Below are 15,713 nucleotides of genomic sequence, written 5' to 3' on the forward strand. Positions count from 1 at the left end.
GTAGACGGCTTTGCGGGGCGGGAACGGCGCACGCGGCGGTCCCAAAGCGCTTCGGCGCGCGTGGGGCCTGCGCCAGGCAAGGCCGCGTAGACCGCACCATCGGCCATCCGGTCTATGCCGTCTGGCCGAGGTTTCAGGCACACGCAAACGCGCCAGAATGGTCACATCGAAAACAAAACGGGCGAAACCGAAGTTCCGCCCGCCTCTGTCATGCAACCTGCTGCGACTATTCAAGCAATCGCATCACCGCGTTCAGCTCACCGCGCTCACATCGAGCGGTGCGCCCGTTTTCGTCTTGATTTCGTCAGCCGTGACGCCCGACGCGAGTTCGGTCACCTTCAGGCCCGCGTCGCTCACTTCGATCACACCCAGATCGGTAATGATCAGATCGACCACGCCCACGCCCGTGAGCGGCAGCGTGCAGGCTTCGAGAATCTTGTGCTGGTCGCCCTTGGCCACATGTTCCATGAGCACGACCACGCGGCCGACGCCCGCAACCAGATCCATCGCGCCGCCCATGCCCTTGATCATCTTGCCGGGGATCATCCAGTTGGCCAGGTCGCCCTTCTCGCTCACCTGCATCGCGCCCAGGATGGCCAGGTTGATGTGGCCGCCGCGGATCATCGCGAACGAGTCCGCCGACGAGAAAATCGACGAGCCCGGCAGTGTGGTCACGGTCTGCTTGCCCGCGTTGATCATGTCGGCGTCCACCTGATCTTCGGTCGGGAACGGGCCGATACCCAGCAGGCCGTTTTCCGATTGCAGCCACACTTCCACGCCTTCCGGCACATGGTTGGCCACGAGCGTCGGCAGGCCGATACCCAGGTTCACGTAGAAGCCGTCCTGCAGTTCTTTAGCCGCGCGTGCGGCCATTTCATCACGATTCCATGCCATGATCGGTCTCCCTTCTTAGGCGCGCACGGTGCGTTGTTCGATGCGTTTTTCAGGTTGCGCATTGAGGATAATGCGCTGCACGAAGATGCCCGGCGTGTGGATCGCGTCCGGGTCGAGCGCGCCGTTTTCGACGATCTCCTCGACTTCCACCACCGTGATCTTGCCCGCCATCGCGCACATCGGATTGAAGTTGCGCGCCGTGCGGCGATAGACCAGGTTGCCCGACTTGTCGGCCTTCCAGGCCTTCACGAGCGCCACGTCGGCCGTGAGCGAATGCTCCAGCACGTAATGCTTGTCGCCGAACTGGCGAGTTTCCTTGCCTTCGGCGATCAGCGTGCCAAAACCCGTGTTCGTGAAGAACGCCGGGATCCCCGCGCCGCCCGCGCGCAGCTTTTCGGCCAGCGTGCCTTGCGGCGTGAATTCGAGCTCAAGCTCGCCCGAGAGGTACTGGCGCTCGAATTCCTTGTTTTCGCCCACGTAGGACGAGATCATCTTCTTGATCTGGCGCGTTTCCAGCAGCAGACCAAGGCCGAAGCCGTCCACGCCCGCATTGTTGCTGATACAGGTAATGCCTTTCACGCCCGAATCGCGCAGCGCGCCGATCAGCGCCTCCGGAATGCCGCACAGCCCGAAACCGCCGACCGCGAAGGTCTGGCCGTCCTTGACGATGCCCTCGAGCGCGGCAGCCGCGCTTCCATAGACTTTGTTCATCAGTGTGTCCCTTCCTCGAATGGAAATACGTCGATGCGTCGTTCGATCAATCTATTTGTTCAGCATGGCACGCGGGCACAACACACGCCCGGATGCCCCATTCTAGTCATGCCCCGGCGGCGCTGCCGTGAACCCGGCGCGCCGCCCGCGCGGCCCTCTGATGGTTCGCAAGCGTACGCTGGGCGGGTGATGCGGCACAATACGCAAAACTACATAAAGCCATACCCGTATTAACCGCCATGCCTGAACCCGCCACAACTGCAGCCCCCGCTCCCGCGCTCGATTACAAGACCGCCTTCCACCTTGCGCCTATCGGCCTTGTGATTGCGCGCGAGCGCATCATCGAGGACTGCAACGAGGCGGTCTGCGCGATCTTTCGCTGCCCGCGCGAAGCGCTGCTCGGCCAGTCGTTTCAGGTGTTGTATCCGTCTGCGGATGAATTCGAGCGCATCGGCGAGCGCATTCCGCCCATCATGACGGCGCAAGGCAGTTACGCCGACGACCGCATCATGAAACGCGCAAATGGTGAACTGTTCTGGTGTCACGTCACGGGCCGCTCGCTCGATCGCGAGGCGCCGCACGCGGCAGGGGTGTGGACTTTCGAGGATCTGAGCGCGACGCGGCGCGTGGCTGTCGAACTCACACCGCGCGAACGCGAAATCGCGGCGCAACTGGTGACGGGCAAGACGAGCAAGCAGATCGGGCGGATTCTGGACATCAGCTCGCGCACGGTGGACGTCTACCGTGCGCGGTTGATGCGCAAGTACGACACCGGCAACGCCACGGAGCTGCTGCAGCGTTTGCTCGGCCAGTAAGGGCGCGTGACGCGCGAGGAAGGCGTGCGGCTGGGATAAGCCGCACGAAGAGACATTCAGGCGGAATCAGCGCGCCTTGACGAGCGGCGCGCTTTCGATGGTCGTGCGCAGGTGATCGGGAATCGGCACAGATTTGCCTGCCTCGTAATCGATCCAGACGCAGCGCGCATTGCCGCGGGCGTAGACGGTATCGGGTTCGTCCACGCGGCGCAACTCGAAGCCGGTGTCGAAACTGCTGCGGCCGGGTTGCCCCACCGTCATCGTGCAAACGATGTCGCCCGGATAGTGCAGTTGCTTGAGAAACTCCATAGAGGCATTGACGATCACGGGGCCCTGCCCGTTACCGCTCTCGCGGCTTTCACCCGCCACGCCAAGCTGCTCGAACCAGGAGATCCGCACCTGCTCCATGTAGCGGAAGTAGACCGTGTTGTTCACGTGGCCGAACGCATCCATGTCGCCCCAACGGATCGGCATGGTCATTTCAAAAACGGGGTGGTAATCACTCATTGCACTTCAACTTCGGGTTGCGTTTGGAAAAACCGTTGGAAAACCGGTTGAAAAATCGCCGGATCAGGTCAGGCCGAAGCCGTCGTCGGCGGTGATGATCGAGCCGTTCATGAATGCCGATTCGTCTGCCGCCAGCAACAGCAGCAGACCGTCGAGATCGGCAGGCGTGCCCACGCGGTGGCGCGGCAGCATCGAAATCAGCTTCTGGCCTTGCTCGGTGGCCCAGTGGTGATGGTTGATTTCGGTGTCGATATAACCGGGACAGATCGCATTGACGTTGATGCCGTGGCGGCCCCATTCGAGCGCCATCGCCTTGGTCATATGCACCACCGCCGCCTTGCTGATCGAATACAGGCCAATCTGCGGCAGCACGCTCAGCCCCGCCACCGAGGCGATGTTGATGATGCGATACGCCGGTTTCGAGCCGCCACCGTTGCCCCGCATGATCATGCGCCTGGCCACTTCCTGCGCAACGAAAAACGCGCCACGCGTGTTGGTATCGAAAACGTATTCGAAGTCGGCGGGCGTGACATCGGCGAGCTTCTGGGTGGTGGAAACGCCCGAATTGTTGACGAGAATGTCGATGGTGCCGGCCTCGGTTTCCGCGTGCGCGACCGCAGAACGGATGCTCTGGTAGTCCGTCACGTCGAGCGAAACCACATGCGCAGCGCCACCATCGGCCTCGATCTCGGCACGCAGTTCCTTGAGCCGCTCTACCCGCCGGCTCGCCAGCACGACCTTCGCGCCCGCCTGCGAGAGCACCTGGGCGAAGCGCTTGCCGAGACCGCTTGAGGCCCCGGTGATCATCGCTACCTTCCCTTCGAGATTGATCGAACGGCCCATTTTCGCTTCCTCTTCAAGGGATGACGGGACGCCGGAATGCGCCACCGGCGGCGTGCCGGGCATTCTGGCATAAAATAGAACGATCGTGCTAATGCGGGTTTGTCGGGTTGCGGCAAGGTGAGCGTTACCCGACAATACGAACCCGAAAAAAGCATTCTAATGGCAAGAGGAGCTTTAATGACCCCCACAAGTCTCTTGGAGCAATACGGCCCACGCGAGTCGATGGAATACGACGTCGTGGTTGTCGGTGGCGGCCCGGCCGGGCTGTCGGCGGCGATCCGCCTGAAACAGCTGGCTGCCGAAAAAGGCGCCGACATTGGCGTGTGCGTGCTGGAAAAAGGCTCTGAAATCGGGGCACATATCCTCTCGGGCGCCGTCATGGACCCGCGCGCGCTCGACGAACTCTTTCCCGACTGGAAAGAGCAAGGCGCGCCGCTGAACGTCCCCGTGACGGAAGACAAGTTCCTGTTTCTGTCGGAAACGGGCGCTAAGTCCGTGCCCAACTGGGCGCTGCCGGACAACTTCAAGAACCACGGCAACTACGTCATCAGTCTCGCCAACGTCACGCGCTGGCTCGGTCAACAGGCCGAGGCGCTGGGCGTCGAGATTTTCCCAGGCTTTCCGGCAGCGGAAGTGCTCTATAACGACGATGGCTCGGTCAAGGGCGTCGCGACGGGCAATATGGGCGTCGGCAAGGATGGCGAGCCGACCGAGAATTTCCAGCTCGGCATGGAGTTGCATGCCAAATACACGCTGTTCTGCGAAGGCGCGCGTGGTCATCTCGGCCGTCAGCTGAACGAAAAATTCAAGCTGGGCAAGGACGCCGATCCGCAGGTCTACGGCATCGGCATCAAGGAACTGTGGGAAATCGATCCCGCGAAGCACAAGCCGGGTCTGGTGATCCACACGGCTGGCTGGCCGCTGGAGAGCGATACCTACGGCGGTTCGTTCCTGTACCACACCGACAACAACCAGGTGATGGTGGGTTTTGTCGTCGGTCTCGCGTACACGAACCCGTATCTGTCGCCGTTCGAGGAATTCCAGCGTTACAAGACGCATCCGGAAATCCGCAAATACCTGGAAGGCGGCAAGCGTGTGTCCTATGGCGCGCGCGCGATCACGGCAGGCGGTTTGATGTCGCTGCCGAAACTGGCGTTCCCGGGCGGCGCGCTCGTCGGCGACGATGCGGGCTTCCTGAACGCCTCGCGTATCAAGGGCAGTCACGCGGCGATCAAGACCGGCATGCTCGCGGCGGAAGCGGCATTCGACGCCGTGCAGGCGGGTCGTCAGAGCGACGAACTCGCGGCCTATCCGGAAGGCTTCAAGAAGTCGTGGCTGCACGAAGAACTGTACAAGGCGCGCAACTTCAAGCAGTGGATGAGCAAGGGCCTGTATCTGGGCACGCTGATGGTAGGCATCGAGCAGAAACTGCTGGGCGGCAACGTACCCTGGACGCTGCACCACCAGCATCGCGACAACGAAATGCTCAAGCCCGCGTCGCAGTGCAAGCCGATCGAGTATCCGAAGCCCGACGGCAAGCTCACGTTCGACCGGCTCTCTTCCGTGTTCATCTCGAACACGAATCACGAAGAGAACCAGCCCGCGCATTTGACGCTGAAGGATTCGAAGGTGCCTGTTGACGTGAATCTGCGCACCTATGCCGGTCCGGAAGCGCGCTTCTGCCCGGCAGCCGTGTACGAGTTCGTGAAGAACGATGACGGTAGCGACCGCCTGCAGATCAACGCGCAGAACTGCGTCCACTGCAAGACCTGCGACATCAAGGACCCGACGCAGAACATCGTCTGGGTGACGCCCGAAGGCGGCGGCGGACCGAACTATCCGAACATGTAAGGACGAAAGTCAGTCATTCGAAGGGCCGCGCGAGCGGCCCTTTTTTCGTCCTCATTCGTCTCTACGCGGTCAGTTCCGCCAGCGCCCGCTCCACCCGCCGCAGCACGTCATCCCACGCGTCGGGTTGAGTCTGGCGAAACACCCGCGCGCTCGGGTACCACGGTGAATCTTCGCGGTCCTTGAACCATCGCCAGCACGCCGCGTAACGCGACAGCACCCACACCGGTTTGCCAAGCGCGCCCGCCAGATGCGCCATCGACGTATCGACGGTAATCACCAGATCGAGATTCGCGACGATGGCCGCCGTATCCGCGAAGTCGCGGACCTCGTCCATCGGATCGAGTGGCTGTATCGCAGCGGGCAGATGCGCGATCTGCGGGCGCGTCGAGTCGCCCAGTTGCAGACTCACGAACGTGACATCGGGCATGCTCAAGAGCGGAACGAACGCTTGAGCATCCAGCGAGCGCCGCTGATCGATGGCGTTCGAACTCGCCTGATCCGCGCGAGGATTGCCCGCCCACACGAGACCGACTTTCAACGCCGCGTCGGGCAAGCGTGTTCGCCACCTTTCGAGTTCGCTCGCCTGCGCATGAAGGTACGGCACCGACGCCGGAATCGTCGCGACCGTCGTGCCGAAGCGGTACGGGAGACTCATCATCAGGCACCAGAAGTCGTGGCGCTCGATCCGGCCTTGCCCGTTCAGCGGAATCACCTGATCCGCGCCCGCCAGCGTTTCAAACAGGCGTTGCTGTGTCGGCGCGCATGCCACGCTCACGTGGGCCGCGCCCAGCGCTTTGAGCATCGGCACATAGCGGCAAAACTGCAGGCTGTCGCCCAAACCCTGCTCGGGCCAGACGAGGATGGACTTGCCGACGAGCGATTCGCCCTGCCATTGCGGATACGGCACCGGCGGCTGGAGCACGCCTTCCGTGCCAATCGACGGATCATGGCGCGCCTCATAGAAAGGCCAGGCGTTTTCGTAGTCCCCAAGGCACAGCAGCGGCAACGCCAGATTCGCCCGCGCGGCCGCGTAGTCCGGGCGCAGCGCAAGCGCACGGCGATAGGCGTCGATTGAAGCCTCGACGCGTCCGAGTTGCCAGAGCGCGTTGCCGAGATTGTTATGCGCCTCAGCAATATTGCCGTTGAGCGCCACTGCACGACGGCACGCGGTCTCGGACTCCGGCAGGCGGTTCATGTCCTTGAGCAGCAAGCCGAGATTGTTCCAGGCCTGGAAGTTATCCGCATCGCGCGCGAGCGCCGCGCGATACGCGGCTTCGGACTGAGCGAGCCGTCCCAGACGCCACATCAGCAGACCTTGATGGAGCAGCGCGTTGATATGGTTGGGATCAAGGTCGAGTGCGCGTGCCAGCATGGCCTCGGCTTCGTCCATGCGCGACTCATGCATCAGAACGACGCCAAGATTCGACAGCGCGGGAACATCATCCGCGCGCAGCGCGAGCACGCGCCGGTAGGCCTGTTCCGAAGCCGCGATCCGGCCACGCCGAAACAGCCATGCGCCTAGAGCGTAGTGAGCATCGGCGAGCGCGCCGCCGGTGAGCGGCGCATCGGCCACGCCAGATTGGCCCTTCGCTGCCAGCGCGCGCGCAGCCAGCTCCAGCGCGGCGGCATCAGCCGGAAGAGCGTCCAATAGCCGATCGAGCGCCTCAAGCGCAGCGTCGTATTCGCGCGCGGCGTACCGCGATTGCGCGGTCAGCCAGAGATCAGCGGATGAAGAGGAGTGGAAGGTGCAAGGATGCGGAGCGTTCATCGAAACTACCCGGAGACAGCGCGACATGCGCCTATCCGGGCAATTTATGCAACTCCGATGCGCCAGAACATTGGCTAAATCCTAAAAAGGCGCGGACAGGACCAAAATGCGACGCCCTGCCGCACACCTTCCGATACGGCGGGCAATCAGACGTCGCTGGCCGCGATCTTCGGCGTGTTCACGACAACATCGCCATTCTGCGCGCGATGACGCATGGCGTGATCGATCAGCACGAGTGCGAGCATGGCTTCGGCGATCGGCGTGGCGCGAATGCCCACGCACGGGTCGTGACGGCCGAAGGTTTCGACCACGGCCGGCTCGCCGGCCTTGTCGATCGAGCGGCGCGGCGTGCGGATGCTCGAAGTCGGCTTGATCGCGATCGACACGGTGATGTCCTGCCCCGTCGAAATCCCGCCGAGAATGCCGCCAGCGTGATTGCCGTGGAAACCGTTGGGCGTGAGTTCGTCGCCGTGGGTCGAGCCGCGTTGCGCGACGCTCGCGAAACCCGCGCCAATCTCCACGCCTTTGACGGCGTTGATGCCCATCATGGCGTGCGCGATGTCGGCGTCCAGGCGGTCGAACAGCGGCTCGCCCCAGCCTACCGGCGCGCCGCTCGCGACCACGTTGATGCGCGCCCCGATCGAGTCGCCGTCCTTGCGCAAGGCGTCCATGTAGTCTTCGAGCTGCGGCACGACATCGGCGTTGGCGGCAAAGAACGGGTTCTCATGCACGTGCTGCCAGTCGACGAACGGCACATCGATTTCGCCGAGCGCGCTCATGTAGCCGCGCACTTCCACGCCGAAACGCTCGCGCAACCACTTCTTCGCCACCGCGCCCGCCGCAACCGTAGGCGCAGTCAGGCGAGCCGACGAGCGACCGCCGCCGCGATAGTCGCGAATGCCGTACTTCTGCCAGTAGGTGTAATCGGCGTGACCGGGACGGAAGGTCTCGACGATGTTGCCGTAGTCCTTGCTGCGCTGGTCGGTGTTGCGGATCAGGAGCGCGATCGGCGTGCCGGTCGTGACGCCTTCGAACACGCCCGAGAGGATTTCGACCTGGTCGGCTTCCTGACGCTGCGTGACGTGGCGCGACGTGCCGGGACGGCGGCGGTCCAGATCGATCTGAATGTCGGCTTCGGTGAGCGCCATGCCGGGCGGGCAGCCGTCGATGACACAGCCGATGGCCGGACCGTGGGATTCGCCGAAGGTGGTGACGGTGAAAAGCGTACCGAGCGTGTTGCCGGACATGGCGGTCGTCCAAAGTGATTCGGGGAATCCAGCATTATGCCAGCCCGTGCGCCGCCGCGCCTGGGCGTCCGGAGAGTGCGCGACGCGCCACCCTTATTCACGGCGCGCTCAACGACGCTCCTAACGACGCTCGCCGCGCAGATCCGACACCGTGCGTTGCAGCCCTTCCACCGTCACGTCCGCGGGCGCGACCGGCTCCCCCACCGCCAGCGTGAGCCGGCTGGTCAGGCCGCGCCGGGTCGGGCGCTCCTGCCCCGACGCCGCATGCCGCGAGAACATGCTGCCCCACAAACCGCGCAGCGCCATCGGCACGACGGGCGCGGGATGGCGCTTGAGGATCTCGGTCACGCCGTGACGGAACGGATTCATCTCGCCGTCGCGCGTGATCTTGCCCTCGGGGAAGATGCACACGAGTTCGCCCTCGGCCAGCGCCGCGGCGCAGGCGTCGTAGGCCGCCGTGAGTAGCGCCGCGTCCTGATGCGCGGGCGCAATCGGAATCGCCTTCGCATGGCGGAACACCCAGCCGAGCAGCGGCGAACGGAAGATCTGGTGATCCATCACAAAGCGGATCGGCCGCGGGCTCTCGGCCATGATCACCACGGCGTCGACAAAACTCACGTGATTGCAGACCAGCACGGCGGGGCCTTCGGCGGGAATGCGCCCGGCGTTCACAAGCCGCACGCGGTACACCGTGTGGACCAGCACCCACGCCACGAAGCGCAGCAGGAACTCGGGCACGAGCGTGTAGATATAGGCCGCCACGACGATGTTGAGCAGCGCCGTCGTCAGGAAAATGCCCGGCACGCCCACGCCCGCCGCCGACAGCCCCATCGCCATGAGCGCCGAAGCAATCATGAACAGCGAGTTGAGAATGTTGTTGGCGGCGATGATGCGCGCGCGATGGCTGGGTGCGCTGCGGCTCTGGATCAGCGCATAAAGCGGCACGCTATAGAAGCCGCCGAACATCGCCAGCAGGAACAGATCGGCCAGCACGCGCCAGTGCGCGAGCGTGCCCACGAACTCGCCCACCGACAGCAGATGCGGCGCGGCGGGCAGCGCGTGACTCGCAAAAAACAGGTCGATGCCGAACACGCTCATGCCGATCGAGCCGAGCGGCACAAGGCCGATTTCGATACGGCGGCGCGAGAGCTTTTCGCACATCAGCGAGCCGAAACCGATGCCGAGCGAGAACATCGCGAGCAGCAGCGTCACCACATCGGGATCGGCGGACAGCACATCCTTCGCAAAGTTGAAGAACGAGGCGAGAAAGGTCGCGCCGACGAACCACAGCCAAGAAATCCCCAGCAGGCTGAGGAACACCGTGCGGTTCTCGCGCGCGAGGCGCAGATTGCGCCAGGTCTCGGAAAACGGGTTCCAGTTGATGCGCAGGCCAGGCTGCAGCGACGCGCACGGCGGCACGAAACTGCTGGCCACGCGCCCGATCAAGGCGATCGCGATGCACAGGCCGCCGAGCCACCACGCCCCGACTGGCGTGCCCGTCGCCGCGCCCGATGCCGCCTCGCTCGCGCCGATCCCAGCGGCAATCCCGCCCATGATCGTGCCGATCAGGATCGCGACGAACGTGCCCATTTCGACGAGTCCATTGCCGCCGACGAGTTCATCGTCCGAGAGTTTCTGCGGCAGATACGCGTACTTGATGGGCCCGAACACCGTGGAATGCACGCCCATCAGGAACGTGCAGAGATAGAGCAGCGGCGCGCTGTGCATCCAGAAGCCCGCCGCGCCCACCAGCATCACCGCGATCTCGAAGGTCTTGACCCAGCGCGTGAGCACGGCCTTGTCGTACTTGTCGGCGATCTGGCCCGAGGTCGCCGACAGCAACACGAACGGCACGATGAAAATCGCCGAAATCAGGAACGCCACGGTCTTGGGGTCCACGCCCGAGAATCGCGAGGCCTGATAGGTCACGAGCGACGTGAAACCGATCTTGAAGACGTTGTCGTTCATCGCGCCCAGAAACTGCGTCCAGAAGAACGGCGCAAAACGTCGCTGGCGCAGCAGCGCGAATTGCGAGCCGTGGCCGGTTTCTTCAGCGGGCGCCGCGTGCGTGGCGTGCATCGGTCTATCGTTCATCGGGTTATTTTTATGCGGTCGGAATCGGTCGTCAGACGTGAAAAAGCGCGCCTGACGCGCGCTTTTTCATGCTGTTTTTTCGGGCTGCCCTGCGAAAGCCACGGCCTATGAACGGCGATCAGGTCGCCGAATGACGCTCTTCTTCGGGCCAGTCGCGGATATACGCCTTGAGCAGCTTGTTTTCGAAGCCCTGCGCTTCCACCACCGCCTTCGCCACGTCGTAGAACGAGATCACGCCCATCAGCGAGCGGCTTTCCATCACGGGCAGATAGCGCACGTGATGTTCGAGCATCATGCGGCGCACTTCGTCCACTTCGGTTTCCGGCGTGCAGGTGATGGGATGGTCGTCCATCACCTTGCGGATCGTGGTGGTGCCGACGCTGCCGCCGTTGGTGCGCAGCGTCATGATGATTTCGCGGAACGTGAGCATGCCGACGAGGTCGCCATATTCCATAACCACGAGCGAGCCGATGTCGTGTTCGGCCATGGTATTGACGGCGTCGTGCAGCGCCGTGTCCGGCGTGACGGTGTAGAGCGTATTGCCCTTGACCTTGAGAATATCGCTCACACGCATGATGTGTCTCCGGGGAAATGCTGGTCTGGATTACGGCTATTGGGGGGAGATGCTGAAAAGATACCTACCTGTTTTCGATCCTAGCGGAAAGGCCGTCAAAAGAAAAGGCGCAGGAAAGCGGGCCGAAAGACGCACCCAGGCCCTGAAAAGCCCGGCCAACTGGGCGCAAGCCGCAAGCTCGCCCGGCTTGCGCGATGCAGCATCGGCCATTCGGGTTATACCGGACGGCCGGGCATCAGTCCGTGCCAAAGCCCATGCCATAAGGGTTTCGGGCGTGTGCCCGGCGCTGGAACGCCACCGGCGACGCGTTTGCTGACCGCCTGGTCGGTGATACGATGCCAGCACCTTTCACCCGTCGCCGGTTCGCGCCGGCTGTGCTGCCAGAATGTCCGATTCCCGCTTCGACACGCTCGCGCTGCATGCCGGCGCCGCGCCCGACCCTGTCACCGGCGCCCGCGCGACGCCGATCTATCAGACCACGTCGTTCTCGTTCCGCGACACCGACCACGCCGCCGCCCTCTTCAATATGGAGCGCGCGGGCCACGTCTACTCGCGCATCTCGAACCCCACGGTGGCCGTGTTCGAGGAGCGCGTGGCCGCGCTGGAAGGCGGCGCGGGCGCAATCGGCACCGCGAGCGGCCAGGCGGCGCTGCATCTGGCGATCGCCACGCTGATGGGCGCGGGCGCGCATATCGTCGCCTCGGCGGCGCTCTATGGCGGTTCGCATAACCTGCTCGACTACACGCTGCGCCGCTTCGGCATCGAAACAACCTTCGTGAAGCCCGGCGATCTGGACGCCTGGCGCGCGGCGCTACGTCCCAACACGCGTCTGCTGTTCGGCGAAACGCTCGGCAATCCGGGGCTCGACGTGCTGGACATCGCCGCCGTCGCGCAGATCGCGCATGAGCATCGCGTGCCGTTACTGGTTGATTCGACCTTTACCACACCGTGGCTGCTGCGCCCTTTCGAGCATGGCGCGGATTTCGTCTATCACTCGGCCACCAAATTCCTCGGCGGTCACGGCACGACCATCGGCGGCGTGCTGGTCGACGGCGGCACGTTCGACTTCGAAGCTTCGGGGCAATTTCCGGAATTCACGCAGCCGTATGCGGGCTTTCACGGCATGGTGTTCAGCGAGGAAAGCAGCGTCGCGCCCTTCCTCTTGCGCGCGCGCCGCGAAGGTTTGCGCGACTTCGGCGCCTGCCTGCATCCGCAGGCTGCGTGGCAGTTGCTGCAGGGGATCGAAACCCTGCCGCTGCGCATGGAGCGTCATGTGGCGAACACGCGGCGCGTGGTCGAATTTCTCGCGGCGCACGAGGCCGTGGACGCAGTGGCTTATCCGGAACTCGAAAGTCACCGCGACCATGCACTTGCGAAACGTCTGCTGCCGCGCGGCGCGGGTGCCGTGTTCAGCTTCGACCTCAAGGGCGGCCGCGAGGCGGGCAAGCGCTTTATCGAATCGCTCTCGCTGTTCTCGCACCTTGCCAATGTCGGCGATGCGCGCTCGCTGGTGATTCATCCCGCGTCCACCACGCACTTCCGCATGGACGAGGCGGCGTTGAAATCCGCGGGCATCGGCGCGGGCACCATCCGGTTGTCAATCGGCCTCGAAGACCCCGACGACCTCATCGACGATCTCAAGCGCGCCCTCAAGGCCTCGCAGAAAAGCAGCAAGGCCGCGTCGGGCAAGGAGGCGTCATGAACGTCGATGTCGCAGGAAACAGTGCCTACGCCTATACCGGTGGCCGCGCATTCGACCCGGCGCGCCCCACCGTCGTATTCGTGCATGGCGCGCAGCACGACCACAGTGTCTGGGGGCTGCAGTCGCGCTATTTCGCGCACCACGGCTTCAGTGTGCTGGCCGTCGATCTGCCGGGCCATATGCGCAGCGCCGGGCCCGCGCTCACGAGCATCGGCGCGCTCGCTGACTGGCTCGACGCCCTGCTTTCGGCGCTGCAGGTGGAGCAGGCAATCGTCGTGGGGCATAGCATGGGTTCGCTCGTCGCGCTGGAATTTGCGGCGCGTTATCCCGCACGCGCCAAAGCCGCCGCCCTGCTCGCCACGGCGTTTCCCATGACGGTGTCTCCGGCGCTGCTAGACGCCGCGCGCGAGCGCGAACCCGACGCCATCGAACTCGTCAACGCCTGGTCGCATTCGACGCTCGCGGCCAAACCGTCGAGTCCTGGCCCAGGTTTCTGGCTGCGCGGTATGAACCAGCGTTTGATGGAGCGCGTCGCTACCCGGGGCGAGCCACAGCTTTTTCATACCGACTTTGCGGCATGCAACGCTTACGCCGACGGCCTGACGAGCGCGGCGAAAGTGACCTGCCCGGTGCGCCTGATCGTTGGCAAACGCGACCTCATGACGCCGCCGCGCGCGAACGCCGCCATCGCCAAGGCGCTCAAGGATACGGGGGTGCGCTTCGATACGGTGTCGCTCGACGCTGGCCACGCGCTGATGACCGAGCAACCCGACGCCACGCTCGATGCGCTTTACGATTTCGCGGTGAATGGGCCACGGGTGGGAAACGGCTGAGCGGGCATGCACGTAGCTGGGAATGCCGTCGAAAAGCGATGCCAGACGCATCGCTTCCACAGGCTTTTCCCGGCTTGCACGGTCGTTCGATTAGCAAGAAAATGGTTCGCACGAGCCGCTTTGCTGACCAGCCCAAGTCGCGTCCGAATCCCCCACGCGCAAGGAGGAGACATGACACACGCCACCCACACCGAGCATCAGCACTTCGCGAATTTCGCGGAGTTTTATCCGTTCTATCTGAGCGAACACAGCAACCTCATGTCGCGGCGGCTGCATTTCATCGGCTCGCTGGGCGTGATCGGCTGTATCGCCATGGCGATCGCCACGGGCATCTGGCTCTGGCTGCCCGCCGCCGTGATCTGCGGCTATGGTTTCGCCTGGATCGGTCACTACATGTTCGAGAAGAATCGCCCCGCCACCTTCCGTCACCCTATTTACAGTCTGATGGGCGACTGGGTGATGTTCTCGGATATCTGTCGCGGCAGGATCTCGCTCTAACGTCGTCTGGCGACGCCCTCTCTGCGCAGCCCAAACGCGCCGGCGGCGGTCTTCACGCCGCCGGATGCGGCAGACCGGACGGCTGGCCGTTCGCCTCGGCCAGACGCGCCAGTTCACGGCGCGCCGCCAGCAGCGATGCCAGCGAAACCGACAGCTTGTCGTTCTCCAGCGCAGCCAGCAGCATTCCGGCGTCGATGTCGCTCGACTTCAGTTGATACGCCAGTTCCTTGCGGTCGATCACGAAGCGCGCGTAGATGCGCTCCACCGAAATGCGCGCCGGGTTGGCGATCAGCACGTAATGAGGCTTCGCGCCGTCGCGTTCCAGTTTCGCGATCAGTTCGTCTTCTTCGAGGCAGTTCACGAGCCGCGTCACCGTGGCGAGGTCGCGCCGCAATAGCTGGGCGATCTGCTCGGTGTTCAGACCGGGGCTGCCCGCGTCGCGCGTCTCTGCCAGGCCGCCGAGCAGTTCGAGCGCGTCCAGCAGATCGCTGCCCGGAAAACGCGGACGGTTGAAGCGCCCCGTGCGTATCTCGGGCAGAGCCGAAGTAATCATCGCTCCCACCAGGGTGATGAACCAGCTCAGATACATCCAGAGCAGGAACATCGGCGCTGCCGCAAACGCGCCGTAGACCGCCGTGTAGGTGGGAATGCGCCGCACGTAATAGCCGAAGCCGCGCTTGGCCAGTTCGAAGGCAACCGCCGCGGCAATCCCGCCGATCACGGCATCGCGCCATTCCACGCGGCAGTTCGGCAGGTAGACATACAGCATCGTGAAAGCCAGCGCCGTGAGCGGCAGCGATGCGCCCATCAGCATCCAGTCGAACAGCATCGAGACGTGCTGCTCTGTGGCCAGCGCCAGCGAACGCGTAAAGAGATACGACGAAATCGACAGACTCACGCCAATCAGAATCGGCCCGAGCGTGAGAATCGCCCAGTACACCAGCACGCGCTGCGCGAAGGGCCGCGCCTTGCGCACGCGCCAGATCACGTTGAACGCCGATTCGACCGTCATCATCGTCATGACGGACGTGACGAACAGCACGATCATGCCCATCGTCGTGAGGCCCTTGGCCTTCGACGCGAATTGATTCAGGTACAGGAAAATCTGGCTGTTGATCTGCGCCGGCATCAGGTGGTCGGCGAGAAAGCCCTGCAGCGAGTTCTGGAACGACGCGAAGATGGGGAACGCCGTGAAGAGCGCGAACGCGACCGTCGCGAGCGGCACGATCGCCAGCATGGTCGTAAATGTCAGGCTGCCCGCCACCTGCGGAATGCGATCTTCGCGGCTGCGCCGCGCCGCGAAGCGCGCGAGCCGCTTCACGATATCCAGATCGATCCGTACTCTCGACAACACATCCATTGTCCAGCCTTCTCCA

At 63.8% G+C, this 15,713-nt stretch carries 14 protein-coding genes; 5 read left to right on the forward strand and 9 right to left on the reverse strand.

Translation table 11 applies throughout. The features are described 5' to 3' along the window. Positions 1-252 precede the first annotated feature (252 nt). Both F3J17_RS09185 and F3J17_RS09190 read right to left on the reverse strand, forming a co-directional pair. Complete coding sequence (locus F3J17_RS09185) at positions 253-894, reverse strand: CoA transferase subunit B (protein WP_167056419.1); 642 nt, start codon at positions 892-894, stop codon at positions 253-255. Between the two features lie 15 nt (positions 895-909). Continuing rightward, complete coding sequence (locus F3J17_RS09190; protein ID WP_167056422.1) at positions 910-1,605, reverse strand: CoA transferase subunit A; 696 nt, start codon at positions 1,603-1,605, stop codon at positions 910-912. A 239-nt stretch (positions 1,606-1,844) separates the two neighbouring features. On the opposite strand from F3J17_RS09190, the gene F3J17_RS09195 reads away from it, so the two are divergent. Beyond that, positions 1,845-2,420: a PAS and helix-turn-helix domain-containing protein gene (locus tag F3J17_RS09195; protein WP_167056425.1), complete on the forward strand. Its 576-nt coding sequence runs from the start codon at positions 1,845-1,847 to the stop codon at positions 2,418-2,420. A 66-nt stretch (positions 2,421-2,486) separates the two neighbouring features. Here F3J17_RS09195 and F3J17_RS09200 read toward each other — a convergent pair whose 3' ends face one another. Then, positions 2,487-2,927 carry an acyl-CoA thioesterase gene (locus F3J17_RS09200; protein ID WP_167056428.1) on the reverse strand — a complete coding sequence of 147 codons (441 nt, stop codon included), beginning with the start codon at positions 2,925-2,927 and terminating at the stop codon, positions 2,487-2,489. Between the two features lie 63 nt (positions 2,928-2,990). After that, positions 2,991-3,770 carry an SDR family oxidoreductase gene (locus tag F3J17_RS09205; RefSeq protein ID WP_167056432.1) on the reverse strand — a complete coding sequence of 260 codons (780 nt, stop codon included), beginning with the start codon at positions 3,768-3,770 and terminating at the stop codon, positions 2,991-2,993. 177 nt (positions 3,771-3,947) lie between these two features. Here F3J17_RS09205 and F3J17_RS09210 point away from each other — a divergent pair, with 177 nt between their 5' ends. Further along, positions 3,948-5,621, forward strand: a complete 1,674-nt coding sequence (locus tag F3J17_RS09210) for an electron transfer flavoprotein-ubiquinone oxidoreductase (protein ID WP_167056435.1) — start codon at positions 3,948-3,950, stop codon at positions 5,619-5,621. Positions 5,622-5,682: 61 nt separating this feature from the next. Here F3J17_RS09210 and F3J17_RS09215 read toward each other — a convergent pair whose 3' ends face one another. The 4 genes from F3J17_RS09215 to F3J17_RS09230 form a co-directional block, all read right to left on the reverse strand. After that, entirely contained in the window at positions 5,683-7,389 is a 1,707-nt protein-coding gene (locus F3J17_RS09215; RefSeq protein ID WP_167056438.1) for a tetratricopeptide repeat-containing glycosyltransferase family protein, read from the reverse strand. A gap of 146 nt (positions 7,390-7,535) precedes the next feature. Beyond that, complete coding sequence (gene aroC / locus F3J17_RS09220) at positions 7,536-8,636, reverse strand: chorismate synthase (RefSeq protein WP_167056440.1); 1,101 nt, start codon at positions 8,634-8,636, stop codon at positions 7,536-7,538. Positions 8,637-8,756: 120 nt separating this feature from the next. Further along, positions 8,757-10,730: an MFS transporter gene (locus F3J17_RS09225; RefSeq protein WP_167056443.1), complete on the reverse strand. Its 1,974-nt coding sequence runs from the start codon at positions 10,728-10,730 to the stop codon at positions 8,757-8,759. Between the two features lie 118 nt (positions 10,731-10,848). Next, entirely contained in the window at positions 10,849-11,304 is a 456-nt protein-coding gene (locus F3J17_RS09230; RefSeq protein ID WP_027815088.1) for a CBS domain-containing protein, read from the reverse strand. Positions 11,305-11,689: 385 nt separating this feature from the next. Here F3J17_RS09230 and F3J17_RS09235 point away from each other — a divergent pair, with 385 nt between their 5' ends. The 3 genes from F3J17_RS09235 (at position 11,690) to F3J17_RS09245 (ending at position 14,337) form a co-directional block, all read left to right on the forward strand. Further along, a complete protein-coding gene (locus F3J17_RS09235; RefSeq protein ID WP_167056446.1) occupies positions 11,690-13,006 on the forward strand; it encodes an O-acetylhomoserine aminocarboxypropyltransferase in 1,317 nt (438 codons plus the stop codon). Continuing rightward, positions 13,003-13,839 carry an alpha/beta hydrolase gene (locus F3J17_RS09240; RefSeq protein ID WP_167056448.1) on the forward strand — a complete coding sequence of 279 codons (837 nt, stop codon included), beginning with the start codon at positions 13,003-13,005 and terminating at the stop codon, positions 13,837-13,839. The genes F3J17_RS09235 and F3J17_RS09240 overlap by 4 nt, the downstream gene beginning before the upstream one ends. Before the next feature lie 171 nt (positions 13,840-14,010). Next, positions 14,011-14,337: an Mpo1-like protein gene (locus F3J17_RS09245; RefSeq protein ID WP_167056451.1), complete on the forward strand. Its 327-nt coding sequence runs from the start codon at positions 14,011-14,013 to the stop codon at positions 14,335-14,337. A 52-nt stretch (positions 14,338-14,389) separates the two neighbouring features. On the opposite strand, the gene F3J17_RS09250 is transcribed toward F3J17_RS09245, so the two are convergent. Beyond that, positions 14,390-15,697: a YihY family inner membrane protein gene (locus tag F3J17_RS09250; RefSeq protein ID WP_205194692.1), complete on the reverse strand. Its 1,308-nt coding sequence runs from the start codon at positions 15,695-15,697 to the stop codon at positions 14,390-14,392. Between the last annotated feature and the right edge of the window lie 16 nt (positions 15,698-15,713).

This window comes from Burkholderia sp. Ax-1719, assembly GCF_011753055.1.
Taxonomy (GTDB): domain Bacteria; phylum Pseudomonadota; class Gammaproteobacteria; order Burkholderiales; family Burkholderiaceae; genus Paraburkholderia.